The organism is Thainema salinarum CENA647, assembly GCF_057732415.1.
On record NZ_JBYJZJ010000022.1, the window covers coordinates 1,916,163 to 1,942,520 of the forward strand.

The window sequence follows — 26,358 nt, forward strand, 5'->3', positions numbered from 1 at the left end:
CTGACCTTTGACACAATCTAATTTACAATCCCTTGAGGAGCCGAAATCCGTTTTACTGCTTACGCCTCTCTCCTTGCTGCTTTAAGTGCTGCATGCTGGGAATTGCGGGTTGAATCTTTATGAAAGAGTTGTAATGGGTGGACAGACCCACTTCTCTCAACGACTGCAAAATTGCTATATAGCTTGAATAGGCTAGTGTGCAGTATTACCGTCTAGTGTTGTAGATGTTGCGATATGAATTTAGCATGATTGATTTGGACTGTTAGGTGTGCTGATTGGTGTTTTTCTTGGTAGAACTGCTCGCAATTTTGTCTATTGCAGCGGCAAGCGGTATGCGAATTGCGTTGCCCCTGCTGCTGATTGGCCTATTGCAAGGAGAGCCGCTCTGGTCAAACGTACCGCTACTCAGACACATTCCGCCTCCGGTTGCGCTCGGAATCCTGGTTAGCTGGTCGCTGTTTGAGATCTTTGCCTTCCGCGATCGCATTGGTCGCCGGATTATCCAGACAACTCAGGTGGGATTTGCACCAGTTGTGGGTGCGATCGCAGCATTGGCGATTGCCGCAACAATGGATGTGGACTCCTGGCTAATTGTTCTGTTTGCCCTAATTGGCGGTCTACTAGCCTTAGTGATTCAACTTGTGCAGCTTGGCCTGTTCTATCGCATGCCAAAACTGCCGTTTTGGACTATCCTGCTCCAGGATTTTCTCTGTATTTCGCTGGTGCTGTTTGCCTTTGATGCACCACAGCAGGGCGGCATTATTGCGCTGTTGTTGCTCTGGTTAGCGATTCGTTCGTCCCAAACTTGGCGACGCTGGTATTTGGCCCAAGCGCAACGAGATCAGGCGAATCCTCGTCGTCAGAAGCGAGATCCGGATTGACGGGCTAGCAACGGCATCAGGGACAGAAAAAACAGGAAGCTGGATGCGATCGCAAAGGGCCACCAGTTGCCGTGCTGAAAGGCTTGATGTCCGGTGACGCCAAGCCAGGTGTAGGCGATGGTGCCGGGGATGATGCCAATGAATGTACCGAGGGCGTAGGCGCGGAGAGAAACTGGAGTCAGGCCAAACAGAAAGTTGGCTAGGTTGAACGGTGAAATGGGCGCAAATCGGACGGCTAGGACGCAATGCAGAGAATTGTGGCGCAGGATTTGCTGGAGCTGTTGCAGGCGAGGGGACTGCTGGAAGCGGTGATTGAACCAGTCGTGTAGTAGATAGCGGGACAGCAGAAAAGCTGCGATCGCACCTAAGGTCGCCCCAATCACCGATAACAAACTGCCCCAAACCAGGCCGAAAACAGCTCCTCCGGCGATGACGAGGACGGTGCCGGGGACGCCCAGCGTGGTGGCTACGATATGAGCGGCTAGGAAAGTTGCGATCGCCCAGGTTCGCTCCAGCATTTCCAGATAGTCGAACACCACCCGATGATCGAGCACGTGACGAATGGGGGTGGCCAGAATGACAGTCCCTAACGCCGTCAGTCCGGCAATGAACCACAATTGTTTGGATTGCCAACAGTTGTTCATTGAACGGCCATCCTTAATATCGTTGCTTGTTGATGACAAATTAAGATGGTGCAGGGGAGCGAGGGAGCTGCATGTGTGGCCTTGGATTTGGTGCAACCGAACGTTGAAGGGTGCTGTAGGGGCGGATTTAGCCGCAGATGATAGTGCTGAATGGAAACGTGTTGATCAAAACCCGCCCTTCCCCAGGATTAGCAGCAGATACCCCAAGAATTGTGGATTAAATAGCCTGTCAACCGTCCCATCTGTAGGGACACGGCATTGTATGTGTTTAGTGCAGTTATACGATCCCCCGCTGTCGCCGCCCCCTATAGCCCTTCGGGCATGGCTTCGCTTAGAAAAAAGGGGCTATGCCAACACTAGCTCCAAGTCCCCCTTATTAAGGTAGGGCTGATTCTCTAGCAGAATAATAATTCTGTAACTCCCAATTTATGGTTCTTTGCCAAAACGGGTTGAACGAGGAAATAGGACTTACGAGCATTTTCTTTTTTTAGAGAATCAGCCCTACCCTTATTAAGGGGGATTTAGGGGGATCTGGCAGAGTGTCACGCTAAACAAATACCACGGCAATGCCGTGTCCCTACCTCAAAGATTTCACCTGATTAAATCCGCGTGCTTAAGCAGAGGCTTCTGGTTGTTCAGACGATTGGGCGATTTCGGGGGCGGCTTCGTTGAGGGCTTTGCGGGCAATCTTGGTGACGTACACCGTGACGGCTACAGTGGCGATAAATCCGACGATGCGAATCGTCCACTGCACGGTGGGATTACTTGGTGTGTCCCCGGAGCCAATCATGGCGATGCTGCCAGCCAGCGAGCCGAGATAGACGTACATGATGGTGCCGGGAATAATGCCTGCCGTGCCCGTCACGTAATCGGGTAGGGAAATGCGAGTCAGCCCCATCGCGTAGTTGAGCAAGTTGAATGGGAAGGCAGGCGACAGTCGTAGTAAAAGCAGAATTTTGCGGCCTTCGCGACCAATGGCATCATCCAGCGCCTTGAACTTGGGATTGCGGTTGACCTTCTTGCTCACCCAGTCTCGCGCCACGTAGCGACCGACGATAAACGCCGCCGTTGCGCCCAGCATCGCGCCAATGAACACAAACAGCGCTCCTTTGACGACGCCAAACACCACGCCTGCGCCCAGGGTCAAAATCGAACCGGGCAAAAATGCCACTGTCGCCACAATGTAGAGCACGATAAAAGCAAATGGCCCCCAGAAGCCCAAGCTGTCTACCCACTGCAGTGCCGCCTGCATCCAGTCCTGCGGGTTGAAGCCGCTGGTGGTCTGTGCCAGTGCTGGAGAGGAGAAGAGGGTTGTCGCGACAGTTGTGAGAGTTGCGATCGCACTAAAAGACATAATCCGGTTCCAAACTTTAGAACGAAACGTAGAGCGAAACGACAGGCTTTGGTGAGAAGTGGACTTGGACATGGGGATTGAACCTCATAAAGGGCTATAACAGGGCACCACCACAGCTTGACCCGCTACCAGCCGTGCAGCCGTAGCAGTAGGGCGCGGTTTTCACGGTCTCAATCAAATCCAGCGCACCCGCCTCCAGTAAGCGCTGCACCGTCACAGGCTCGCCATCAGCCGTCCGAGCAGGCAGATTTTCCATTTGGTTAAAGTCGCAATCGTAAACATTGCCCAAGTAGTCAATCGACAACTCATTGCGACACATCAAATGCTCCACCGTACTGGCATTAAAGTTCGCTTCCAGAAATTCCAAATACGGCTGATGCAGCTGGCGGTGCTGGAGATGAAACTTCGTGCGGCCAATCGGCAAATTGGTAATCGTGAACAGATTGTTGAACCGAACGCCAAAATCCTCAAACAGCCGCGTCTGATAGTCACCCTGAAGCTTTTGCTGATCCGGCGTCAGTGAAAAATTGGTGGTTGACGGGATCTGCGGGTTGTAAACCAAATCCAACATCAAACTCGGGTCTTGGGCATAGCCCAGTTCATTCAACCTCTGCAACGCCCGAATCGAACCGTCAAACACGCCCTGGCCGCGCATCTGATCCACATTCTTAGCGCTGTAACAGGGCAGAGACGCCACCACCCGCACCTGCTGCTGCGCCAAATATTCCGGTAGATCCTCATATCCCGGCTCAAAGAAAATCGTCAGATTGGAGCGCACGATGACCCCTTTGCCAGTCCGGCGCGCCGCCTCCACAATAGGCCGAAACCCATAGTTCATCTCCGGCGCACCCCCCGTCAGATCCACCGTTTGAATCTGCGGAAACTGCTCAATCAGCGAAATAATGCGATCGCACACCTCTGGCGACAGCTCCTCCGTCCGATGAGGCCCCGCCTCAACATGACAGTGGCTACAGCTCAAATTGCAGCGTCGGCCTAAATTAACCTGCAACACCGTAATCGACTGCTTCATTAACGGTTGCCCCAGCTTCCGCTCAAACGGCGTAACGGGAGACTTACCCACTGACGCTTGAGACAATTGATCCGGATTGGCGGCTGTAAAATCGGGCGATTGAACCATGAGTTTTCCTTAGTCGAGCGTTCTACTAAACATTGCAACCCAGTGCAACGCAAACGTTTCAACTGTAGACGATTTGTTTAGAGATAGTCGGCTATCAATTTGCTGAAATTGCCACTGAACTTGTTAGCCCGACAACCTTCAACTCACTCGATTAAACTCACCCTGCCTGAGTTTCGGCTGAGAAAACTCTGGGAACAGCCTAAAAACTTACAACCAACACCCGATCCCCCCCAGCAAAGCGAAGCGATTAAACATCACCCACCGATCACCTCGTCCGTGGGGGCCTGGGGCGACGGCACGCACCAGTGGGGGAGTCTGAGGGGGCTAGTCCCCTCAGAAGCAACCTCCAATCACTCAACTAAAAAATAGAAAAAAGAGGAGGATGGCACATGTAATTTTGGATTTTGGATTTTAGATTAGCAATTATCGCCGTAAAACCTTTTGGCGTAGGCGCTCAATCAAAACCTGCATCTCCGGAATCCTAAACAGCAGCGCCAATCCCCCAAACGCCAGTAGTCCCAAACCACCTGCAATACATAGCTCCAGCAGTCGAATCAAGAACCCTTCCGTTCCCAATACAATCTCGCTACCGCGCAGGGCTAGCCAGCTAATCAAACCTGCGATCGCACTACTCACCATCAATATGCCAAACGGACGGCTCCACTCCAACCAGGGAAATCCGCCCAGCCGCCGATCCAGCAGCACCAAAAATACCACCATTGAAACTAAATTCACGCCCACTGTTGCCAGTACCAAACCTGGTGCCCCAAACGGTTTTACCAGCAGAAAGTCCAGCAGCGCATTCAGAAAAATATTGAACACGCTCACCCGAAACGGCGTATCGCCATCCCCCAGCGCATAAAATACCCGCACCAGCACGTCTCGACCCAGATAAACAAACATGCCAATGCCATAAGCAATCAGCACTGCTGTCACCGTCTGCACCGCATCTTCGCCAAAGGCAAAGCGCTCGTAAACCACCTGCACAATTGGATAGGCCAGCACCACAAACAGCGCACTCATCGGCAGCATCGTCAGCGCCGTCAGCATCATGCCCTGCCGAATCCGCTGCTTCAGCGCTGGCCAATCCTGCGGATCAGCCAGTCGCGAAAACACAGGCAGCATCGGCACCAGGATGACATTGGAAATAATGCCCAGCGGCGTTTGTACCAGCAGGTTAGCGTAGCCCAACGCCGCCGCCGCTCCCGGAATGCCCGACGCGAAAAACAAGTCGGTGTAGACATTGATCTGCATCATGCCCGACGAAAACGTCGCAGGCCCCAGGATCTTGAAGACATCCCGCACACCCTCTTGACGGAACTGAAACCGCAAACGCGGTCGTCCCAGTCCCGACTTCCACTGGGCAGGCACCTGCGCCAGCCACTGCAAAAACGCTCCAGCCAACGTACTCCATGCCAGCACCAAACCGCCCAGCAGCGCATATTCCGGTGCCGTCATCTCCCGTCCCAAGCTCAGCGCCAGAACGCCTAGACCGACCAGCACCGTCAGGCTGGAAAATAAGGGACTAATCGACGGCAGCCAGTACTGATCCGCCGCATTAAGCGTCCCGAAACCAATCCCAATTAGCCCCGCCAGCAGCGCCATTGGAGCCATGATGCGTAACTGCTGAATTGCGATCGCACGGGTCTCCAGCCCCACATCGGTGGTACTCAAACCGGGGGCAACCAAATCAATCAGCAGCGGCGCTAGGGCAACAATCCCAACTGTGGCAACCAGCAGCGCTAGACCCACCAGCGTAGAAATGGTTTCCACCAGCGGCGCAATGTCTTCTTTCTTGCGCTTGGCGATCACGCTGACGATGGCGCTGTGAAACGGGCCATTGATGCCGCCCAGCAGCACCAGCAGGAAACCGGGAATCACGTAGGCGTAACTGTAGGCATCGACAGCGGGGCCAACCCCAAAGGCCGCCGCGATCGCTTGTTGACGAAAGAGGCCAAATACCTTACTTAATAGAGTTGCGATCGCAACAATCCCGGCAATGCTGGCCAGGGAACGGGTAGGTTTAGACGAATCAGCTTTGGGAGAATCAGCCACAGCCTGCTACGGTTGCCACAAAAACAAACATTACCCATTTAATCGCGAATTGGATCAAGAGGTATCGACATGACGCAAGCGCTTCCCACTCAAACCTGGATTTATCCTTATCCGTCCCTACAACCGGGCATTCTGATTAAGCGGTATAAGCGCTTTTTTGCCGATATTGAGCTGGATTCCGGCGAAGTGATTACGGCCCATTGTCCCAATACTGGCCCCATGACGGGAGTTTGTACTTTGGGCAGCCGAGTCTATGTCTCTCAGAGCGACAATCCCAAGCGCAAGCTGGCTTATACCTGGGAATTGATTGAAGTTGAGGATACCGAGCCGACTTGGGTGGGCGTGAATACCGGATTGCCCAATCGCGTGGTCAAGTCAATCCTGGAGCAGCGGTTGATTCCGGAGTTGGGTGAGTATGATCTGATTCGCCCCGAAGTGGTTTATGGGTGCGATCGCAAAAGTCGAATTGATTTTCTGCTCCAGTCTCAGGATGAAACCGTGCCGTCCATCTACGTCGAGGTGAAGAACACGACCTGGGCGAACCAAACGCTGGCCATTTTCCCCGATACTGTCACCACGCGCGGTCAAAAGCACTTGAAGGAGTTGACAGCATTAATTCCTGAAGCCCGTGCTGTGATGCTCTACTTTATCAATCGCGGCGACTGCACCCACTTTGCCCCAGGGGATGCTGTTGACCCGGAATATGGTCGATTATTGAGAAGTGCGATCGCGCAGGGTGTAGAAATCCTCCCCTGCCGCTTTGCTGTCTCACCTCAAGGCATTCAATATCTGGGCTTAGCGGATTTGCAGCTACTGGCATGAAAGCCGCAGTTGCAGCCGCTAGCCACCCCAGACTTTTTCCAGAATAGTTGATGGTCGAATATCAGTAACGGTATTTGACGGTGACTGAATTCCTATGAACCGCTCGCTTTCCGGCAGCAGCTTCTTCGGGTCAGCCTCACCAAATAGCGCCAGGGTGTAGACCTTCAAGGCTACGCCCAGCTGCATCGGCACGCTAGCCGGACAGAGCAGCAGGTTTGCGCCAGCAATCATCGCCGCTAGACGACGGAGTGAACTTGGCCGGACAACCTTTATGTCCGGGCAGACCTGACTCAGTGCGGAAACAAACGTAGCGTTCCCTGCCCATTCTGCAACCACAACCGGAATATCGGGCTGCTTTTCTTTAAAGCTGGCAATGATTTCCTGCCAATACTCAACCGGATACTGCTCACCCGCATCCAGCGATGCTAAGGATGCCTGATTGGAGCCGCCGTAAATCATTACATAGCCCGTATCCTTGATGCCCATCTGTTGCTGTTGGGCTTCGGCCCAGTCAATATGTCGCTTGGCAATGGTGATATCAATTTCTGGACAGGCGGTCGAGGAAATATTTAATCCCTGGAGCAAGTCATGGTACTGATGGGCCAGATACTGCTCAGGTTTCAACGGAACTTTGTGGGTCAAAAAAAGCTGGTTACTGCCGCCAGCATAACCTACTCGAACTGGGCTGCCCGTCAGCCAGAGCAATAGGCCAACGCCCCAGCCACCGCCAGCCATAATCGACGCATCGTGTGTGCGATCGCGAGCGATCCCCAACAAGTTAGCCCAGTCGGAGAGGCTATTTCGATCGACAAAGTCGAAGGGAATAATCTGATTAACATACTTGCAAACCTCGTAGGCGCTTTTCGCACGAGGTTCGACCACAACATCAATTTCTGCATTGGGCAGCGATCGCTTGAGCGTTTCTAGAGTTGGGAACAACAGAAGCTGCTCAGTAATGCCGCCGGGAACAAGGGCCAGTATCCGCATAACATTTGTTTACGCTTACTCGCTCCATATTCTGTAGGAAAACTGCGGGAATTACAACTCCTAATTGAGTAAATGACCCAGATTAAATCTGTAATTTTCGTTGGGTTTCTGATTCGCACTGCCGATTTCCTCCATTCCAACTGGGATAACAGTGCGATACGTTGGGCTATACTGACGGATTAAATCGGTGTCCTCAAAAGGTCTGAAAATCATTACCTGTATACCACTACGATTAAATCTATATGGCCTCACTAGCTGCCCATTAGACCTACCTAACGAGCAGAATTAGCCATTTGCTCCTGGGCATGTACTAGCACCCCTTCACAAGCATCTAGCAGTAAGTCAATTACATAGTCAAAGCCATCGGTACCGCCGTAGTACGGATCGGGCACTTCTTTATCAGTATGGTGCTGACAAAACTCGCAAATTAGCTGCACCTTATCAGCATCGGCTGGACTACGCGTGATGGCCATAACGTCGCTGTAGTTTTCCCGATCCATGACCAGGATGAGATCAAACCGCTCGAAATCAGCTGGAACCAACTGTCGTGCTTCCCCCTTGAGTTCAATTCCCTGACGCTGGGCTGCAGCGCGCATCCGCCGATCCGGTGGGCTGCCGATGTGATAGCTCGATGTCCCTGCCGAATCGCATATTACTTGCCCATCGAGCTGATGTTGGCGAATCAGATATTTCATAATGCCTTCAGCCGAGGGGGAGCGGCAAATATTACCGAGACAAACAAACAAAATGCGATAGGTCATGTGAATTTCGTGGATTTCAGACTGTAAGCGATAACTGTTGCGGTCAATGAGTGTCAATAAGAGTTAACATCTAAATCCGTTTGAAAAACCTGATGTTGTGCTCATGGAAGACTCACTGCTACCAGTTTTTCACAAAAGTGTTTGAGGTTGCTATGGTCGGATCATCTGATCAAAATGGGGAACTGAGACAGGTTTAGTGCGTCGTTGGACGATGGGCAAGGCAAGGGAACCCCCGGCAGTTTAGCCTGTTCCAGTATTAAGCATCGCCCCAAATCATGTTAAGCTCATGCCTGCCTTTGATCCCATCCCAAAGAGTAGCGGTAAAGGCTGTGGCTTGATGCATAGAGAGGAAACAGTTGATGTTTAGGCGTCGGCGTAGCACATTCGGAAAATCCATTTATGGCCGCTCCAGTCGGCGTAAGTCCAGGCCATTACGTCCTGCGGCTTGGATTGCGATCGCAATTGCGGTTGTCGTTGCTGCCGAACTCTTGCTGCGTGCGATCTCGGGTTTAGGCGGCTTTGGCGGTGCGCTGAGCAGCTATCAAGGCGAACCAGCTCACATTTCGGCCTATCGGCTGCAGTTTCTCAGTAATGACCAGCAGCATTATGACGGTTTGCCGAATACGGGGCAACTGAAAGCGACCTACAGCCCGTTAACGGGCTATCGGCTGCTACCCGATCAGCAAAATGAGTATTGGACAATCAATGCCCAAACATTTCGAGATGATGAACCCATCACGGTAGATAAAGCGGCCAATGAAATTCGCATCGTCATCCTAGGGGGATCAGCGGCATTCGATGAGCTGAGCGATAATAACCAGGCAATCCTCAGCAATCGCCTAGAAGAACTGCTCAATGGCCGCATCGCGCTCCAGAATTCGCAACCCGATCAGTTTCAGCCAGAGGTGCTGCCGTTCCGTCTGGATCTGACAGAACAGGCACTAGCCCGCCAGCCGCGCATTACTGGCGGCCAGTATCGCGTAATTAATGCTGCCGTGCCTGGATATGCCTCTGGCAACGAATTGGCGCGATTGACCCAAGATGTCATGGCCTATAAGCCGGACATTGTGATTGCCCTGCACGGCTATGCTGATTTGCTCTTGCCCAGTTCTTACGAAGCGGCTGAGATTCCGGGACTGGAACCGTTCATGACCAACTCCTTCAAACACTTCACCACGGATGTGATGCAGCAGGTCAAGGGATTCTTTAGGCAGTCCTATCTGATTCGAGCCATTCACTATTGGATAATCCAGCCTCAGCAGAAACCGGCCCCGATTCGACTGATTACCCCCAATCATGATGAAGCGTTGGCCGATCAGTTGGCAGCAGATGAGACTGAGTTGCGATCGCGCATCCAGCGCTATCAGCGTCATCTGCGCGAAATGGCCAGAATTACGACCAACGCCAATATCCCGTTCATCATTGCGCTCCAGCCCGAAATCACTGGACGTCAAGCCGAAAGCTTGACTGAGCAGGAACGAGAAATTGTTTCCGTTTTGGGTTCTACCTATCAGGAACGAATTGCTACAGGTTATGAGGCATTAGCCGCTGCGGCTAGCCAAATCCGCAAAGAGCTACCCCAGTCGCGTGCACTAAACTTGTATACTCTTTACGCATCTGAACCTGAGGAGATGACTTTCCAAAGCCCAATTCATCTCACAAAAGAAGCTCGTGAACGCCTGGCTAGTCGGCTATACGATGCCGTAGTGGAAACTCAAACCATCGAGCCGATCCCGTTTAACCAGTCCAATCAGTAATCCCCTCCAATACCAATAGCGAGACAAAAGAAGGCCTGGCACTGCCAGGCCTTCTTTTGTCTCGCTAGTTTTTATGCCGCTAATTTCAACTACAGACCAGGTAAATTCAGCCCACCTGTCAATTCTTCCATCCGCTCCCGCATGGTTGCCGTGGATTTGTCATAGGCATCTTTCATCGCAGCAGTAACTAAATCCGACAGGACTTCAGCCCCCTCAGAGAGGGCGTCTGGAGAAATCGTGACGTTGCGAGGCTCTTGGTTGCCGCTGAGCACAACCTTAACGAGGCCGCCCCCCGCTTCACCTTCGATCTCCATCATTTCGAGTTCTTCTTGCAGCTTCTTGGCACCTTCTTGAACCTGCTGTGCCTTTTTAAATGCATCAGCAAGTTCTTTCATCTTGCCCATGCCGAAGCCAAATCCTTGCCCTTTTGTCATAAGTGATTATCTCTAAATGTGACCACGGATTACGAAACTACTCAATATTACAGTAAGCCTTTCAGAACAACACGTCGAATTCTGCCTTCTCGGCTTTAGTGTAGGTACACCGCTTTCCGTATACCGTTTCTAGGCAATGGAGAAATCGCCTAACATTTTAACTTCCGGCTTGAGCTGTACAGACCAGCGTTGCTCCACCTGTTCCTGAATATGAGAAATTAGCCGAAAGACATCAGCAGCGGTTGCGCCGCCCAAATTCAAAATAAAGTTGGCGTGTTGCTGAGCCACCTGTGCTTGGCCCAGTTGATATCCTTTCAGCCCTGTTTTTTCGACAAACCAGCCAGCGGCTTGTGACCCCGGATTGCGAAAAACGCTGCCACAGCTCGGCAAATGATAGGGCTGTGCGGTGCGTCGCTGGTTGAGATCCTCCGTTGTGTCTTTCAGAACCGCTTGGGGATCAAATCCTGGCCGCAGCTGAAACGTTGCTTGGGTGACAAGCTGCTGCTGTCCCTGCAGGCTAGAGGTACGATAGCGGAAGCCCAATTCGTCAGGCAGCAGAACAGTCATTTGATTGTCCGGCTGAATGACATGGGTATGCACCAAGATGTTGGCGGTTTCAGCACCGTGAGCACCTGCATTCATCACCACCGCACCACCAACCGTGCCGGGGATGCCAACGGCCCACTCCAACCCTCGCCAGCCGCGCTCAGCGGCTTGCCAAGCCAGCCGCGCAATTGGAACTCCAGCGCTAGCGGTCACCTGCCCTGTTTCGGGATCAAACGAAATATCGCGTAAGTGCCGCATGCCAATCACCAGTCCAGGCAAGCCGCGATCGCTAATGAGCAGATTTGAACCTGCGCCTAAAAAGGTGATTGGAATTTGCTGTTCACGGGCCCAGATAATCCCGGCCTGAACATCGTCTAACCGACGCGGGGACAAGTACCATTCGGCTGGTCCCCCAATCCGTAAAGAGGTGAGCCCCGCCAGCGATACTTGCGATCGCAGTTCACAATGAGTACCGGGAATATGGGGGGCAGCAGGTGACGAAGCCGTTATCGCTGGTGCAGAGCTGAAGCGGGATTCTGTACCGTTAATCGGACTAGATGCAGTAGGGCTAGAGGTCGGAGATTTGCCAGCCGGTTTGGCAGACGAACGAGAATCAGGAGGATTAAACGAGAGTGTCATAGTATTTATTACTGCTTCTTCTGTGAAAAATCGCGACGATGAGCAGAAATCTCGATAGCGGTAGCAAATGTCTCATAGGTTATGAATGTGAGCCAATCTGCAAACCAGCACGTCACCTAAACTGCCTCTACAGTTGTCATTCACAACTGATATTGGCAATATGACTGCTGTTAATCAAGGCTTTCTAACCTGTTAATCGAACTAGCCAGACTTCATCAAGAAAATCATCGGATTGAATTCGGATTGAATGACAGATTCTCAAACCGACTGAGCGTCTAGCCCCGCATAGTATTCCATCACGTCAGGGATCATCTGGTTCAGATTACCTGCCCCTAAGAATAAAACCACATCCCCTGGACGGAGAATTTCGGTTAAACATTGATACACCCCTTCAAGTGGGGCATGATAAGCCACCTGAGCATGGTGCTCAGCGACCTTCTCTGCTAAATGTTCCCCAGTAATGTGAGTTGTATTCACTTCACCCGCACTGTAAATGTCTGTTAAGACAACGCTGTCCGCATCCGTAAAAGCACTGGCAAATTCATCCAGTAAAGCACGGGTGCGGCTATAGCGATGGGGCTGAAAAACAGCAATAATTCGCCGCTGTTCAGCCGTGTCAGCAACAGTATTAGGGGAGGGGGGAATCGTGGCCTGGACTTGCTGCCGAGCAGCAGCTAATGTGGCTTTGATTTCACTGGGATGGTGAGCGTAGTCGTCGATGAAGGTGATGTTGTGGTGGATGCCCCGACATTCAAATCGGCGTCGGGCACCTTGGAAGGTGGACAGTGCTTGATTGATGGTCGGAAAATCGATACCAAGATGGCGACCCACTGCGATAACTGCAAGGGCGTTACTCAAGTTGTGGCGGCCCAGCAGCTTGAGCTTGAGCGAACCGAGGATTTGGCCGCGCTCCCAAATGCGGGCGATGGTGCCATCGGCTTCGTACTGCACGTTATCGGCCGTGTAGTCCGCTTTCGCTTCGGGAGATAAGCTATAACTAATATCTAGGGGAATGTGCGATCGCACATTGTCGCAATCAACACAACCAACCAGCGTTTGGCAGTTTTCGCGAAAGGTTTTGAACGTACCAATCACATCGTCAAGGCTGTGATAGTGGTCGGGGTGATCGAGTTCAATATTGGTGACTACGCCGATGGCAGCCGATAGCTTCACAAGCGATCCGTCAGATTCATCTGCCTCAGCGACAAGGTGTTCTCCATCACCAAGCCGGGCATTGCCTTCCCAAGCCTCTACTTCCCCACCAATCACGATAGTGGGATCTAATTGAGCCTGAAACAACAGATAACCGATGATGCTGCTAGTGGTCGTTTTGCCGTGGGTTCCGGCAACCGCAATACTGTGATAGTGGCGGATTAAGGCGGCCAGCAGATCAGAGCGATGAAAAATTGGACAGCCCAATTCGACTGCCGCTCGATACTCTGGATTTTGAGTGCTGATGGCAGTCGAGCAAATGATCTGTGGGAGTTGGAGGACAGCCGCTTCAGCTTTGGGAGCTTCAACAACAGAAGTGGTAGCCGTAGCCGTGCGTCCTGCTGACTCATCTTGCCTGACTGATGGCGGCACATTTGCTTGTTGCTCTGCCGCATGCGGTTCAGGCCATGCGGCTATCGACTTTGACTGAAAAAACTTAAGGTTGGATGCGTCTTGGCTCCAAAAAATATGGGCTCCAGCATCTTGTAATCGCTGAGTGATGTGATTCAAACGCACATCGGATCCAGAAACTGGCAGTTGCCACCTAACCAAAATATGAGCGAGAGCAGACATTCCAATTCCACCGATGCCGATGAAATGGAACGGTCTCCCGCTGAAATCTATAGAGTTCAGCATCGTAACTCCTCACGACCACACCACACCAATATCACGCGATATCATACCAAGAATCGCTTTCAAGCAACATTTTTCCCACTGAATGCTGGAAAATTCAACAGTAGTCTGTGCCAAAATGCGAACTGATTGCGAACCGGTATTGGCTCAAACAATAATTCCGAGATCCGGAAACTGTCAATCATTCGCAAACATTTACTGCTGCGGGATGAGCAGATTCAATGGTCGCAACAACTTTGCTAATTGCTTAGCGTATAGGGTAATCGCTGAACTCAATTAATTCCATATTTGATGGGAATATTTACAGCCGCCTCATGCCTATTTCTGATTCACAGCTACCCAATAGACCTCTTGCACGAATAACTTGACTGGTTGAGAGCACCTGACAGAGACTCATAAAAGCCCTTAGTTCCAACCGCAATGACGTACGAACGGATCAGCCAACTCAAGCCGAATGACTTTCGCCGCTACTGCGGGGTCAGCCCCGAGTCCTTTGCCACAATGGCCAAAACCATTGCCCCTGGACTTCCTCAAGCCGGTCAGCGTGGAGGACAGCCCGGTTTCAGCGTGGAAGACCAACTGCTGATGACCCTGGAATACTGGCGAGAATATCGCACCTTCTTTCATCTGGCCGTGAGTTGGCAGACCTCTGAAGCAACGGTCTGCCGCACCATCACTCGAGTGGAAAATGAGCTGGCTGCCTGCGGTTACAGCAAGTTGCCGGGGCATAAGAGTCTCACAGAGGAGACAGACGCCACCTCAGAGGTGATTGTCGTGGATGTGAGCGAGTCACCGATTGAACGTCCGAAAAAAAACAGAAGCACTACTTCAGTGGCAAGAAACGCAAGCATACCTTAATGGTGCAGTTAGTCATCGACTTGGCCACATTGCAGGTGCTGCACACGGTCTATGGCAAGGGGCATGAAAACGACTTTGGTCTGTACAAACGCTCGAAATTACAACTCAATGAGAAGTTGGAGTTGCTGGCTGATAAGGGATACCAGGGAATTGCAAAGCTTCATAGCAAGAGTTTCATCCCCTGCAAAAAGCCACCCGGTGGGAAGCTGACTCCGACGCAGCGGGCTTACAATCGGGAGCTGGCCAAACTGCGTATCAAGGTCGAGCATGTTATCCGTCGGTTGAAAATATTTCGCATCTTGGCAGAACGCTATCGCAATCGTAGGAGACGCTTTGGGTTGAGGTTCAATCTGATTGCTTCGATTTACAACTGCCAGCTTGCTCAAACCACCGCTTAGATTCGTGCAAGAGGTCTAATCTTTCGCTAGCCCAATCCAGCACTGTCGATTTCGATTCTTCAGCCGCAGTTGGTATTTTGGGCGGCACATTTGATCCGGTTCATCAAGGGCATTTAGCGCTGGCGATCGCAGCTATCCAGCAGGCCGATCTCGATCAGCTGCTGTGGGTGCCTGATCCCCATCCTCCCCACAAAGCAAAATCGAAGGTTACATCATTAGAGCATCGGATTAATATGATTCAGTCCGCGATCGCACCTTTGCCGTGCCAACAGGTTTGGCAAATGCCTCAGGATCATGAAAGTTCTGCACCATCATTTGCGATCGCGACGCTAAACGCCCTGCAACAGACCCAACCGAATGGGCGTTGGCACTGGATTTTAGGCTTAGATGCATTTTGTACATTACCCAAGTGGTACCGCAGCGAAGAGTTGGTTAGCCAATGTCAATGGGTCGTTGCACCGCGATCCGAAAGCACGAGCAAAGCGGCAGAGGAACAGTGTAGGCAGGTTGTGGCGCATTTTGCGAGTTGCGATCGCAGAGTCCAGTATCAGCTACTCAATCTCGATTCATTTCGACCGATCCCCGCAGCGTCTAGTGTGATCCGCAGACAATATCAAAATCAAACGCAACGATCCCCTGATCATCCCTCCGATCATCACGCCTCTGGTCACAGAGTTCAGCAAAGAAATCAAATTAAAGATGGACAAATTGACCAGTGGCTTCCTCTGGCAGTCCAACGCTACATTCAGCAGCACCAGCTTTATTCGTCACGCCCATAGTCGCTCACAGTATCGTCCCGCAACTTGTATCCAACCTGGGACGGACATTTTGTACGCTGCAAGACATAAAAAATTGTCATTAATCAAAGATCAAATCCGGATTCTGATATAGGGCTTTGAGTAGATCTCACTAGCGTGTATGATCAGGGTCATTGAGTCCATTAATTTTGTTTGAGCATTACAGAGGGTTAAGACGCAGTGATTAGAGTAGCAATTAATGGTTTTGGACGGATCGGCCGCAATTTCATGCGCTGTTGGTTGACTCGTGGTGATGATACACAGCTAGACATTGTAGCCATCAATGACACATCTGATCCCCGGACGAACGCCCATCTACTCCGGTATGACTCTATGCTGGGGCGACTTGATGGAGTTGACATCAGCGCTGATGACAATTCCCTTTATGTCAATGGCAAAACCATCAAGTGCACGTCTGATCGCAACCCCAACAACCTGCCTTGGAAAGACTGGGAAATCGATTTGATCATTGAATCTACTGGTGTTTTCCGGACCGATGAAAGCGCAGGTCGCCACATCGAAGCGGGTGCCAAGAAGGTGCTGATCACTGCGCCGGGTAAAGGAAACTTGGGTACCTATGTGGTTGGTGTTAACGATAATGACTACAGCCACGACAAGTATGACGTGATTAGCAATGCGAGCTGTACAACCAACTGTCTCGCTCCCATCGTCAAGGTGCTAAACGACAAGTTCGGCATCATCAAGGGCACCATGACGACCACCCACAGCTACACGGGCGACCAGCGTCTACTGGATGCTAGCCATCGTGATATCCGTCGGGCCCGGGCTGCTGCGATCAACATCGTTCCTACCAGCACAGGTGCGGCCAAGGCCGTTGCTCTGGTTATCCCTGAAATGAAGGGTAAGCTGAACGGTATTGCGCTACGGGTTCCAACTCCGAACGTATCTGTTGTTGATTTGGTGGCTCAGGTTTCCAAGCCGACCATCGCTGAAGAAGTAAATGCCGTTCTGAAAGAGGCTGCTCAAGGGCCAATGAAGGGCATTCTGGGCTACAGCGAAGAGGAACTGGTCTCCAGCGACTACAAGAAGACCAACTATTCTTCTGTTGTAGATGCTAGCCTGACCATGGTTATGGATGGCGACATGGTGAAGGTTGTTGGCTGGTACGATAACGAGTGGGGCTACAGCCAGCGGGTTGTTGACTTGGCTGAAGTCGTTGCCAAGAACTGGAAGTAAGTTCAAGTAAGTTTGCGATCGCAACTTTATAACGAATCAAAAACAAATCAAAAGGGGCTGGCACTGCCAGCCCCTTTTGATTGAAGGGTGAATTTTACTGGTCGATCAGCACCAAATTGTCACGGTGGACAACGGTTTCTGCACCGCTGTAGCCCAGGACTTTAGCAATATCTTCCGAGTGGCGACCCCGAATTTGCTGAAGTTCGGTGCTGTTGTAATTGACGATGCCGCGAGCGATTTCTTGGCCGTTGCGATCGCACAATTGCACCGCGTCTTGAACTTGAAAGGTACCCTCGACCGTTTGAATACCAGCGGCCAGTAGCGATTTCCCAGATTGCTGAATCGCGTTAACGGCTCCCGCATCCAAATACAGCTTGCCCGCCGGAACCAGATGATGGGCAATCCAGCGCTTGCGGGCGTTGATTGGTCGAGGCTGGGGCTTGAACTGTGTGCCCAGTGGCTTACCGTCTAGAATTTGCATTAAATTATAGGGCGTTCTGCCGTCGGTGATAACAGTGCGAACGCCGCCGCTGGTGGCGATTTTAGCAGCTTGAATTTTGGTGATCATGCCGCCCGTGCCCCAGTTCGATCCGCGATCGCCCACTTCGATTTCCAGTTCAGCCAGCTGCTGCATGGTATCGACTGTTTCAATTGGCTGAGCATCGGGATTTTGGCGGGGATCAGCGGAATAGAGCCGATCTACATCTGTGAGCAAAAACAGCCAGTCCGCTTCAATCATGCTGGCCACCAGAGCAGACAGCGTGTCGTTGTCACCAAATTTCAGTTCGTCCACCGCCACTGTATCGTTTTCATTCACGATCGGGATCACGCCTAACTGAAAGAGCTGACGGAAGGTTTGGTAGGCGTTGACGTAGCAACTCCGCTGCACCAAGTCGCTACGGGTCAGGAGAATCTGAGCAATCGGCTGCTGGAGTGATGTAAATAAATCATCGTAGACGCGGATCAGCCGTCCCTGCCCAACTGCGGCCACGGCTTGCTTAAGCGCCATCAGCTTAGGACGTTCAGCCAGTCCCAACCGTCCACAGCCGACACCGACTGCTCCGGACGACACCAGCACAACGTTATGCCCAGCTTGACGCAGGCTGCACAGAGTTTCTACGAGTGCCGCAATGGTGGATAGAGCCAAACTCCCGGTTTCAGGGCGAGTCAGGCTAGAAGTGCCAATTTTGATGACTAACGTTTGCGGCATACTTTCTCAAACTGTGACTTTCACAAAAATAGCTTGGATCAGGTGTGTTTGGGCTGTCTTTCCTGCTGACTTAGTTGGAATTAGGTGTTGTCGGAGGGGGCAGGTAAGGGAGTGGGAGAGTAGGAGAGTAGATGGGTGAAGGGGTGGATGAGTAGAGGGGTAGATGGGCGGTTGACGGGGTGTTGCGTGTGGCTGCTGGTTTAGTGCCTCATTTTATAGATATGGCGATAACTGAATATGGCGTGAGTTTCGCTATAACCTGCTTTAAGATCGCTAGAAAGAAAAAATGTCCTACAGTTTTTAGCTGGATAAATCTGGTTTAGCAATTACCTCAATGCAAAACTTGCCCTCAGTACTCACCGAATATCGACAAGCCTTACAGCATCTCAAAACAGTTTCTCAGCCGAAACCTTCAGACGTGCTGGATGTGCTGACGCTGCGCGATCGCATTCAGGACTATTTAGCCACGGATGAACAGGAGATCCCCAGCGATGCCTTACTGCGCATTCACGAATTGGATCAATTACTGAAGCAGCAGACACCTACGGTCGTCAATACGTTGGACTTATCCGAGTGGCAAACCCTACTCCAACCGCCGACCGAAGCTTGGTGGTGGTATCTGGAACTGCCACCTGAAAAGCGCTGGTGGAATCAGTATGACTGGTTTTGGAACGCGATTACCATCGCGGCTCTGACCGCTGCCGCCAGTATTTGGATGGATACGACGATGCGCTTTTTCAAGAGCGGTATCAACACGATGGGCGCATTAGCGGTGCTCTCCGAATTTGTATTAGCGGGATTGACCGTTGCCGGAACGCTGACCCAAAAAGGCCGAGAAATCCTGTATAGCTTTTACCAGCGGCTGAAAATTCCGTCCTACTACTGGCAGGAAATGGGCAGCTTGTTGGCCGTTCTGCTGTTTGTTGTCGTTGCTGCCGTCCATAGTGCCCTGCCTCGAATTGCGGAGTACGTAACCTGGCGCGGTGTTGAGCAGTATGAACAGGGCCAATTTGACAGCGCCATCACAGAATTTCGACATGCGATCGCACTTCGGCCTGATTATCCCCCGGCTCATTTTCAACTCGGTTTGGTCTATACCGATCTCCAGCAGTACGAAGAAGCAACGGCTCAGCTCCAGCGGGTGGCTCAGCCGGATACCAAAATCAACGATCCGGTGTTGTGGCTACACGCGATGAATCAACTGGGTAAGGTCGCTCTGCGCCAAGACGATGCCGAAACAGCGGTTATGGTTTTGGAGCAGGGCTTAAATGCGCTGTCCAAACTTCAGCAGCGCACCGATATTGAAATAGCTCCCAATGAATTGACTCCCGTGCGATATGAGTTGCTGTCCCACTTGGCTCAAGCGCGGATTGGGCAAGAGCAGTATGCCGAGGCGGCAAGTTTAGCCCAAGATGCGATCGCACTTGATGACACTCAACCAGAAGCGCACTGTGTTCTTGCTCATGCCTTGGGTTTTCAAGATCAGATTCAACCTGCAATTTCGGCTTTCCAAACTTGTGAGCAGGCCATTGATCCCAACGATCTCAATCAAAATCGGCTGCTGCAAATGACCTTAGAACAACTGCGACAGAGCGGCATGGAGATGTCACCTGCCGCTACACCATAGAAGGGGCGGGTTTTGTTGATCAATTTTGATTTGGAATCAATAATTTGACGGCCAAACCCGCCCTTACGGGATGCGAAAACTGATTTCTAGCTGAGCTGCACCACTGCCTGATCGGTTAGCAGCAACTCATTGGTCAGCAAATCCTCGACTGTGATTCGCAGAAATCGCTCCTGATCGACTCGAAACTCGACGCGAATGCGATCCTGTCCCGGAAATCCAGGTGGATTGAGTTGAGCAATCGAACGTGCGCCCTCTTTATCATTCAGCGGCTGCACCTGAGTTTGTGTAGCTGCGATCGCACGGATCACTAAGCGACTGCCGTCAAAGAAAACCTCTTGCTGACTGGCTTGCTCACCAATTTCGCCCATGATGAGCTCGATACTGGCTTGATTATTAGTGGAAGCTCCTAACACTAGTTCAACGGGCTTTTCCATTGGGTAAGGTTGTCCGCGCGAGACAATGGCGTGCCAGTCATGACACTGATTGCGCCGATTCCAGTAGCGAATGCCGTAGCTGTGATAGAGAAAATCCTTGACTTCAATATTGGTTTGCAGCTGTAGTGCACCGTGAGCAACGGCTTCAAAGGGTTTGTCAGCGGCAATTTTCTCGGGCTTGAAATGAGATTCCAGCCAGGTTCGGACTGCCGGAATGCGAGAGGTGCCGCCGACCAGCACCACGGCTTCAATGTCATCTGGCGTGTAGCCCTGCCGCTGAGCCTGCTGGAGCGTTTGGCTCAAGGTTTCATCTAGCCGCTCAAAAAAGCCGTTGTCTCTCAAAATTTGCTCGAAGCGATCGCGGCTCAGCTCCAGTTCGTAGCTGTCTAACGTCTCATCGTTGAAATAAACCTCGGTCGCCTGGGTCTGAGACGAAAGCTGAATCTTGAGTCGCTCAACTAAGCGCAGCGTCAGTGGACTGACGGTTAATCCTTGCGTCTCTGCGAAATAGTCAGCCAACCAGGAATCAATATCCGATCCGCCCAAGTTTTGTCCCGCTTTAGCCAGTACCCGTGCGGTTTTGGTTTTTTGGGCGGAATTTTTTGCCAACTGACGTTGACCGAATTTGAGCAGAAATCCGAGTGGCGGCTGATTCTGGCCCTGTACTGCTCCCAAATCCACCAGGGACATATCCAGCGTGCCGCCGCCCAGGTCAACCACTAGAATGGTGCTTTGTTCCGTCAGGCCATATCCAAGCGCTGCTGCCGTCGGTTCGTCCAAGATGCGAACCTGATTAATGTCCAGCGACTGGCAAAGCTGACCCAACCAGTTGCGATAGGTTTCAAAACTGTCAACGGGCACCGTCAGGATCAGGGACTCAATCGGCGTGTAGTCGGCGGGAATTTGCTGAATAACCTGCTGGAGATACCACTGACCAATTTCTTCAAACGTCATAGCTTGGTCATCCAGGACGGGCAGGAAGCCCTGAACGCTGCTACCGATACCTCGCTTAAAATTACTGAAAAAACGTGGATCTTGGCTGAGATCTAAGCCCTGATCCCGCACCTGCTGGCCGACAACGCCCTGTTGCTGCTGGGCATCTTTGACATATAGCAGGCTGGGAATGATGGGTGGATTATTCGCCACTGATACGCTCAGGTTGGGAATAGCAATGGTTTCCGGAGCTTGGGTGACGGGATTTAAGCGAGCAACAACGGTATTGCTGGTGCCAAAGTCAATTGCGATCGCCATATTGGCTGAGGTTGCTGAGGTTACAGAATTATTGGAATCGAATTCATACTCATTAACCCATCCTGCCGGGTCGGAAGCAAGTTCAACAATTCTCGAATCCCTCCGTGTAATCTGCTAAATCTTGGCTTTCTGAGATTTTCCGATAGTTTTCAGGGCATTCTAAACTCAAGCAGAATAACTTGGACTACGCTTTAACCAGTCAATGAGCTCGCCAACGGACGAGAACGTTGATGCGATCTCAAAATCGCGCTCAGTGATTCCTCCATGACTGGAAACCGTTTCCGGTTATCTCTGGTCTCACTCAGTTTTAGTTAGCCTCCTTTGACGAATGACACCTTTCACCTGGATGGAATTTGTGCTGAATACAGTGACCGATGCGGTCGTCATGCTCGATGTTGAGGGGGCTATTCAATGGTGCAACTTGGGTTTTGCCCGCCTCGTGCATCGGGAACAGGGTCAGTTACTCCAGCAGCCCTTTGTGCCCCTGTTTCCGTTACAAGCTTTGGATGGCGCAAATCAGATGGAAAAGCATCCGATTGAACTCGCGCTAGTCGAAAAAACAAGTGGAACAGGCCAATATATCTACTGGGACGGTAACAGTCCTCAACCGCTTCACCTGAGCTGGGACTTTTATACATCGGAGAACAGCAGCACGCTAGAGAAAGCCCTAGAACACAAGCAGGACGGTTCCACAAGTCTGGTTTTGGTTTGCCAATCAAGAATGAACGCCCGCACTAATAACACTCAGCAGACGGAAGCTTCGACCCAGTCCTATCCGATTCTGCCCAGTGACCAAACTGAAGCCCACATTCTAGAAGCGCTAGGGGCGTATGATGGCCTGTGGGATTGGCACTTGGACTCTCAAAAAATTGCCTTTTCGGCCTACTGGCGCACCATGCTCGGAGAGCAACATGATCCAGTCTGGGTGGCGGTTGAGGATTGGCTCGATCATGTGCATATCGATGATCGAGCGGCATTGAAAGCCGCACTGGAACAGCATTTGCACGGACAAATTCCCTACTTTCGCTGTCAGTATCGCATTTTGGCCGAAGGGTCTTATCGCTGGATGCTCAGCCGTGGCTTGGCGTTTCGCGATGGAGACGGCACCGTTCATCGAGTCGTGGGCTTACAGACGGACATCACCGAGCAAAAAGAGCTCCAGGAGCGGTTGGTGCATGATGCGCTGCATGATGATTTGACGAGTTTGCCCAATCGCCTTTGGTTCCGCGATCGCATCACCAACTTAGCCAACCAAGCTAAATCAAACCCCCAGCCATTTGCCGTCTTAATCTTTGATGTCGATCGGTTCAAAGTGGTCAACGATAGCCTTGGCCCAGTGATTGCGGATCAGCTCATTATCAAGATTGCCCAGCGAACCATCGAAACGGTGCAGCCCGGAACCGTCGTGGCGCGTTTAGGTGGTGATGAATTTGCAGTCTTGCTAGACAATTTAACGTCTGAGCAGGAGGCGACTGAGCTAGCACAGCAGCTACAGACCCAGCTTTCGCAGCCCTGCCTACTGGAAGGCCACGAGGTGATTGTCACCATTAGTATCGGCATCGTATTTAGCGATCGCACGTATGAACAGCCGGACGATCTGCTGCGTAATGCCGATATCGCCATGAATCGGGCCAAGCAGTTGGGCCGATCGCGCTATGAAGTGTTTGAAACCAGCATGCATCGGCGGGCCATGACCCTGCTGCGGCTGGAAAATGACCTGCGCCGCGCCATTGAGCGAGAAGAATTTGAGGTTTACTATCAGCCGTTTATGGCTCTAGCGACCGAACGCGCCACGGGATTTGAGGCTCTCATTCGCTGGCATCATCCTGAACAAGGCTTTGTGTCACCCGGCGACTTTATCCCGATTGCCGAAGATACAGGGTTAATCGTGCCGATTGGCTACTGGGTACTCCGCCAAGCCTGCCAGCAGATGCACCAATGGTTGATGCAGCATCCCGTTCTCGATCCGCGTTTTAAGGTCGTGATCAGCGTCAATTTATCCAGCCGTCAGTTCACTCAGCCGGACTTAGTTGAACAAATTGTCACCATTCTGAAAGAGACGCAGCTTGAAGCCCGCTATCTGAAGCTGGAAATCACCGAAAGCGTGATTATGAGTAATCCGGAGACAACTGCCAAAATGCTGAATCGACTCAAGGAAGAAGGTATTCAGGTTTCCATTGATGACTTTGGCACGGGCTATTCGTCCCTCAGCTACCTGTATCGCTTGCCGATTGATACGCTCAAGATTGACCGCTCGTTTGTCAACAGCATTGATGTAGACGGTGAAAAGCTGGAGCTGGTGCGAACTATTGTCTCTCTGGCTTGGAATTTGGGTATGGACGTGATTGCCGAAGGTGTGGAAACCGCCATGCAGTTAGCTCAACTAAAAGCGCTTCGCTGTGAATCGGCTCAGGGTTACTATTTTTCAAAACCGCTCAAGGCTGAAGCGGCTGGCCTCTTCTGGCAAGAGCATCGTTAGATATTGGATTTTATTGGAAATAAAGTTTTCGGGGTTGGAAATTGTTTTGTAGGGCGGCTCCGCCGCCCTACAAAACAATTTCCGATAAAGTCTATTGATTTGAAGGCGTGAACAGTCGCAGTTGTGGCGGTTCACTTTTTTGAGGATGAGTCGTTCGGTATTCGCAACCGTTGGGCGATAGAATTTCGATACAATAAAGCCTGTAAAGCTTCCATCGTTAATTGATATCGTTCGCATTCGGTACGCCTCATGACAACTGCTGCTCCTGCAAAGACTCAGTACGAAGCTGTAATCGGTTTAGAGACCCACGTTCAACTGAGTACAGAGACTAAAATTTTCTCTGCTAGCTCCACCGAATTTGGAGCAGAGCCGAATACGCATATTGACCCCATTTGTCTGGGGTTGCCCGGTGTGCTGCCCGTGCTGAACCAGAAGGTGCTGGAATACGCCGTGAAAACGGGTTTGGCGTTGAACTGCAAGATTGCGCCCTACAGCAAGTTCGATCGCAAGCAGTATTTTTATCCTGATTTACCCAAAAACTACCAAATTTCTCAGTACGATCTGCCGATCGCAGAACACGGCTATCTGGAAATTGAACATACCGATGACAAGGGCAAGCCGCTGCTGGATGAAAACGGCAAAGCCTTGACCAAAACAATTGGGATTACCCGTCTGCACATGGAAGAAGACGCAGGTAAGCTGGTTCACGCGGGCAGCGATCGCTTATCGGGTTCGACCTATTCGCTGGTTGATTTCAACCGCGCGGGTGTGCCCCTGATGGAGATTGTGTCTGAACCGGATATGCGCTCCGGTCAGGAAGCGGCTGAGTATGCGCAAGAAATGCGGCGGATTGTCCGCTATCTCGGCGTCAGCGATGGCAACATGCAGGAAGGCTCGATGCGCTGCGATGTCAATATCTCCGTGCGTCCGGTCGGTCAAAAGGAATTTGGCACAAAGGTGGAAATCAAAAATATGAACTCCTTCAGTGCCATTCAAAAAGCAATTGATTACGAGATTGAGCGGCAAATTCAGGCGATTGAAGACGGTGAGCCACTTTATCAAGAGACTCGTTTGTGGGAAGAAGGCAGCCAGCGCACAATTAGTATGCGGAGTAAAGAAGGCTCCAGCGACTACCGCTATTTCCCGGAACCCGATCTGCCGCCAATTGAGGTATCGCCCGCACAGCTTGAGGAATGGAAGGCTGAGCTACCGGAACTGCCCGCCCAAAAGCGGCACCGCTATGAGGAAGAACTGGGTCTGTCCGCTTATGATGCACGGGTGTTGACCGATGATCGGACTGTGGCCGAGTACTTTGAAGCTGCGATCGCAGCTCAGGCAAATCCCAAGCTAGCTGCCAACTGGGTGATGGGCGATATTGCAGCCTATCGCAATGCCAATAATATTGACATTGCTGCATTGGCCCTAACGCCACTTGTACTGGCTGAAATGATTGAACTGATTGAAGCGGGTACAATTAGCAACAAAATTGCTAAAGATATTCTGCCAGAGCTATTGGAAAAAGGTGGTTCTGCGAAAGAGCTGGTTGAGAAAAAAGGTCTCACCCAGATTTCGGACACGGGCGCACTAGAAGCCGAAATTGATGCAGTGCTGGCTGAAAATGCCGATAAGATTGAACAGTATCGCGCTGGTAAAACGAAGCTGCTCGGCTTTTTTGTTGGTCAAATCATGAAGCGCACCAGCGGACGAGCTGATCCGAAACTCACGAACGAAATGCTGGCGAAAAAGCTAAACGCTTAGATATTTTGCATTTCATAAAAAAGAATCAGACTTTTTGTTACCGCTAAGCGATAGCAAAAAGCCTGATTCTTTTTTAACGAGATATACCCCGCGTAGGTCATGTTGATGGATGATTGTCTAGAACAAGATAGAAACATCGATGTTCTAGGTGATTGCTATGACGACTGAAACTCATAACTCTGACTATAAAACTGAAGAATATAGCTACGATGCTTACGACAAGTACTACAAACGGGCTTGTGAAGTCTGCGTTCCAATCATCATGAAGGTGCCAGTTTATGTGGCTCCGATTGTGATTGAAAAAGAACCCAAGTGCGTTGAGAGAAATGGCTACTAAATAGCTAGATGGCTTGTCGAGCTGATGTTGAAGCTGTGCATCAAACCTGTTTAGTGCTCATGGGATATCTGCTGTATGGATATCTCATGGGCATTATTCGGATATTCACACGCTTACGTTTATGGCGTTTTATAGCAGTAGTCCCATTG

At 51.3% G+C, this 26,358-nt stretch carries 22 protein-coding genes; 11 read left to right on the top strand and 11 right to left on the bottom strand.

All coding sequences use genetic code 11. From position 1 onward, the window contains the following. Positions 1–278 precede the first annotated feature (278 nt). On the top strand, positions 279–881 hold the full coding sequence (locus tag AC286M_RS15295; protein WP_488205206.1) for a DUF4126 domain-containing protein: 603 nt from the start codon (positions 279–281) through the stop codon (positions 879–881). Here the strand turns inward: AC286M_RS15295 and AC286M_RS15300 are convergent. The 4 genes from AC286M_RS15300 to murJ all read right to left on the bottom strand — a co-directional run bounded on the left by AC286M_RS15300 (position 860) and on the right by murJ (position 6,072). Continuing rightward, the gene (locus tag AC286M_RS15300) at positions 860–1,525 is read right to left on the bottom strand and encodes a TVP38/TMEM64 family protein (protein WP_488205207.1); all 666 of its coding nucleotides are present in this window, start codon (positions 1,523–1,525) and stop codon (positions 860–862) included. The two genes, AC286M_RS15295 and AC286M_RS15300, sit on opposite strands and share 22 nt — an antisense overlap. Positions 1,526–2,138: 613 nt before the next feature. Next, positions 2,139–2,951 (bottom strand): TVP38/TMEM64 family protein, encoded by an 813-nt coding sequence (locus tag AC286M_RS15305; RefSeq protein WP_488205208.1) that lies wholly within the window; start codon positions 2,949–2,951, stop codon positions 2,139–2,141. A 22-nt stretch (positions 2,952–2,973) separates the two neighbouring features. Next, positions 2,974–4,017 (bottom strand): arsenosugar biosynthesis radical SAM (seleno)protein ArsS, encoded by a 1,044-nt coding sequence (gene arsS / locus AC286M_RS15310; RefSeq protein WP_488205209.1) that lies wholly within the window; start codon positions 4,015–4,017, stop codon positions 2,974–2,976. Between the two features lie 423 nt (positions 4,018–4,440). After that, positions 4,441–6,072: a murein biosynthesis integral membrane protein MurJ gene (gene murJ / locus AC286M_RS15315; RefSeq protein WP_488205210.1), complete on the bottom strand. Its 1,632-nt coding sequence runs from the start codon at positions 6,070–6,072 to the stop codon at positions 4,441–4,443. A 69-nt stretch (positions 6,073–6,141) separates the two neighbouring features. On the opposite strand from murJ, the gene sfsA reads away from it, so the two are divergent. After that, positions 6,142–6,894 (top strand): DNA/RNA nuclease SfsA, encoded by a 753-nt coding sequence (gene sfsA, locus AC286M_RS15320; RefSeq protein ID WP_488205211.1) that lies wholly within the window; start codon positions 6,142–6,144, stop codon positions 6,892–6,894. Positions 6,895–6,912: 18 nt separating this feature from the next. On the opposite strand, the gene AC286M_RS15325 is transcribed toward sfsA, so the two are convergent. Together AC286M_RS15325 and AC286M_RS15330 are read right to left on the bottom strand one after the other, a co-directional pair. Further along, positions 6,913–7,881 (bottom strand): glycosyltransferase family 9 protein, encoded by a 969-nt coding sequence (locus AC286M_RS15325; RefSeq protein WP_488205212.1) that lies wholly within the window; start codon positions 7,879–7,881, stop codon positions 6,913–6,915. Between the two features lie 272 nt (positions 7,882–8,153). Continuing rightward, entirely contained in the window at positions 8,154–8,699 is a 546-nt protein-coding gene (locus tag AC286M_RS15330) for a low molecular weight protein-tyrosine-phosphatase (RefSeq protein WP_488205213.1), read from the bottom strand. Between the two features lie 302 nt (positions 8,700–9,001). Here AC286M_RS15330 and AC286M_RS15335 point away from each other — a divergent pair, with 302 nt between their 5' ends. Next, positions 9,002–10,399 (top strand): SGNH/GDSL hydrolase family protein, encoded by a 1,398-nt coding sequence (locus tag AC286M_RS15335; RefSeq protein ID WP_488205214.1) that lies wholly within the window; start codon positions 9,002–9,004, stop codon positions 10,397–10,399. Positions 10,400–10,488: 89 nt separating this feature from the next. Here AC286M_RS15335 and AC286M_RS15340 read toward each other — a convergent pair whose 3' ends face one another. The 3 genes from AC286M_RS15340 to murC all read right to left on the bottom strand — a co-directional run bounded on the left by AC286M_RS15340 (position 10,489) and on the right by murC (position 13,866). Further along, a complete protein-coding gene (locus tag AC286M_RS15340; protein ID WP_488205215.1) occupies positions 10,489–10,833 on the bottom strand; it encodes a YbaB/EbfC family nucleoid-associated protein in 345 nt (114 codons plus the stop codon). A gap of 129 nt (positions 10,834–10,962) precedes the next feature. Further along, positions 10,963–12,018, bottom strand: a complete 1,056-nt coding sequence (murB, locus tag AC286M_RS15345) for a UDP-N-acetylmuramate dehydrogenase (protein ID WP_488205216.1) — start codon at positions 12,016–12,018, stop codon at positions 10,963–10,965. A 258-nt stretch (positions 12,019–12,276) separates the two neighbouring features. Then, positions 12,277–13,866, bottom strand: coding sequence for a UDP-N-acetylmuramate--L-alanine ligase (gene murC, locus AC286M_RS15350; protein ID WP_488205217.1), 1,590 nt, complete (start codon positions 13,864–13,866; stop codon positions 12,277–12,279). 417 nt (positions 13,867–14,283) lie between these two features. Here murC and AC286M_RS15355 point away from each other — a divergent pair, with 417 nt between their 5' ends. The 4 genes from AC286M_RS15355 to AC286M_RS15370 all read left to right on the top strand — a co-directional run bounded on the left by AC286M_RS15355 (position 14,284) and on the right by AC286M_RS15370 (position 17,113). Continuing rightward, entirely contained in the window at positions 14,284–14,721 is a 438-nt protein-coding gene (locus AC286M_RS15355; RefSeq protein ID WP_488204802.1) for a transposase family protein, read from the top strand. Then, on the top strand, positions 14,721–15,119 hold the full coding sequence (locus AC286M_RS15360; RefSeq protein WP_488204803.1) for a transposase family protein: 399 nt from the start codon (positions 14,721–14,723) through the stop codon (positions 15,117–15,119). Before AC286M_RS15355 ends, AC286M_RS15360 begins: the two co-directional genes overlap by 1 nt. A gap of 77 nt (positions 15,120–15,196) precedes the next feature. Continuing rightward, complete coding sequence (gene nadD / locus AC286M_RS15365; protein ID WP_488205218.1) at positions 15,197–15,898, top strand: nicotinate (nicotinamide) nucleotide adenylyltransferase; 702 nt, start codon at positions 15,197–15,199, stop codon at positions 15,896–15,898. A 198-nt stretch (positions 15,899–16,096) separates the two neighbouring features. Beyond that, on the top strand, positions 16,097–17,113 hold the full coding sequence (locus AC286M_RS15370) for a type I glyceraldehyde-3-phosphate dehydrogenase (RefSeq protein ID WP_488205219.1): 1,017 nt from the start codon (positions 16,097–16,099) through the stop codon (positions 17,111–17,113). A gap of 94 nt (positions 17,114–17,207) precedes the next feature. Here AC286M_RS15370 and proB read toward each other — a convergent pair whose 3' ends face one another. Beyond that, positions 17,208–18,323 (bottom strand): glutamate 5-kinase, encoded by a 1,116-nt coding sequence (proB, locus tag AC286M_RS15375; RefSeq protein ID WP_488205220.1) that lies wholly within the window; start codon positions 18,321–18,323, stop codon positions 17,208–17,210. Between the two features lie 334 nt (positions 18,324–18,657). Here proB and AC286M_RS15380 point away from each other — a divergent pair, with 334 nt between their 5' ends. Then, positions 18,658–19,950 (top strand): tetratricopeptide repeat protein, encoded by a 1,293-nt coding sequence (locus tag AC286M_RS15380; RefSeq protein ID WP_488205221.1) that lies wholly within the window; start codon positions 18,658–18,660, stop codon positions 19,948–19,950. A gap of 86 nt (positions 19,951–20,036) precedes the next feature. On the opposite strand, the gene AC286M_RS15385 is transcribed toward AC286M_RS15380, so the two are convergent. Continuing rightward, positions 20,037–21,635, bottom strand: a complete 1,599-nt coding sequence (locus AC286M_RS15385) for an Hsp70 family protein (protein WP_488205222.1) — start codon at positions 21,633–21,635, stop codon at positions 20,037–20,039. Positions 21,636–21,963: 328 nt separating this feature from the next. Here AC286M_RS15385 and AC286M_RS15390 point away from each other — a divergent pair, with 328 nt between their 5' ends. From AC286M_RS15390 to AC286M_RS15400, 3 genes are all read left to right on the top strand, one after another. Continuing rightward, positions 21,964–24,114: a sensor domain-containing protein gene (locus AC286M_RS15390; protein ID WP_488205223.1), complete on the top strand. Its 2,151-nt coding sequence runs from the start codon at positions 21,964–21,966 to the stop codon at positions 24,112–24,114. 249 nt (positions 24,115–24,363) lie between these two features. Next, on the top strand, positions 24,364–25,872 hold the full coding sequence (gene gatB / locus AC286M_RS15395; RefSeq protein ID WP_488205224.1) for an Asp-tRNA(Asn)/Glu-tRNA(Gln) amidotransferase subunit GatB: 1,509 nt from the start codon (positions 24,364–24,366) through the stop codon (positions 25,870–25,872). Between the two features lie 157 nt (positions 25,873–26,029). After that, positions 26,030–26,209, top strand: coding sequence for a hypothetical protein (locus AC286M_RS15400; RefSeq protein WP_488205225.1), 180 nt, complete (start codon positions 26,030–26,032; stop codon positions 26,207–26,209). Positions 26,210–26,358 lie beyond the last annotated feature (149 nt).

What these genes read in the sequence shown, in the direction of transcription:
- AC286M_RS15300 (WP_488205207.1), bottom strand. Translation starts at nt 1,525, where the DNA reads ATGAACAACTGTTGGCAATCCAAACAATTGTGGTTCATTGCCGGACTG.
- AC286M_RS15305 (WP_488205208.1), bottom strand. Translation starts at nt 2,951, where the DNA reads ATGTCCAAGTCCACTTCTCACCAAAGCCTGTCGTTTCGCTCTACGTTT.
- arsS (WP_488205209.1), bottom strand. Translation starts at nt 4,017, where the DNA reads ATGGTTCAATCGCCCGATTTTACAGCCGCCAATCCGGATCAATTGTCT.
- sfsA (WP_488205211.1), top strand. Translation starts at nt 6,142, where the DNA reads ATGACGCAAGCGCTTCCCACTCAAACCTGGATTTATCCTTATCCGTCC.
- AC286M_RS15325 (WP_488205212.1), bottom strand. Translation starts at nt 7,881, where the DNA reads ATGCGGATACTGGCCCTTGTTCCCGGCGGCATTACTGAGCAGCTTCTG.
- AC286M_RS15335 (WP_488205214.1), top strand. Translation starts at nt 9,002, where the DNA reads ATGTTTAGGCGTCGGCGTAGCACATTCGGAAAATCCATTTATGGCCGC.
- AC286M_RS15340 (WP_488205215.1), bottom strand. Translation starts at nt 10,833, where the DNA reads ATGACAAAAGGGCAAGGATTTGGCTTCGGCATGGGCAAGATGAAAGAA.
- murB (WP_488205216.1), bottom strand. Translation starts at nt 12,018, where the DNA reads ATGACACTCTCGTTTAATCCTCCTGATTCTCGTTCGTCTGCCAAACCG.
- murC (WP_488205217.1), bottom strand. Translation starts at nt 13,866, where the DNA reads ATGCTGAACTCTATAGATTTCAGCGGGAGACCGTTCCATTTCATCGGC.
- AC286M_RS15355 (WP_488204802.1), top strand. Translation starts at nt 14,284, where the DNA reads ATGACGTACGAACGGATCAGCCAACTCAAGCCGAATGACTTTCGCCGC.
- AC286M_RS15360 (WP_488204803.1), top strand. Translation starts at nt 14,721, where the DNA reads ATGGTGCAGTTAGTCATCGACTTGGCCACATTGCAGGTGCTGCACACG.
- proB (WP_488205220.1), bottom strand. Translation starts at nt 18,323, where the DNA reads ATGCCGCAAACGTTAGTCATCAAAATTGGCACTTCTAGCCTGACTCGC.
- AC286M_RS15380 (WP_488205221.1), top strand. Translation starts at nt 18,658, where the DNA reads ATGCAAAACTTGCCCTCAGTACTCACCGAATATCGACAAGCCTTACAG.
- AC286M_RS15385 (WP_488205222.1), bottom strand. Translation starts at nt 21,635, where the DNA reads ATGGCGATCGCAATTGACTTTGGCACCAGCAATACCGTTGTTGCTCGC.
- AC286M_RS15390 (WP_488205223.1), top strand. Translation starts at nt 21,964, where the DNA reads ATGACACCTTTCACCTGGATGGAATTTGTGCTGAATACAGTGACCGAT.
- gatB (WP_488205224.1), top strand. Translation starts at nt 24,364, where the DNA reads ATGACAACTGCTGCTCCTGCAAAGACTCAGTACGAAGCTGTAATCGGT.
- AC286M_RS15400 (WP_488205225.1), top strand. Translation starts at nt 26,030, where the DNA reads ATGACGACTGAAACTCATAACTCTGACTATAAAACTGAAGAATATAGC.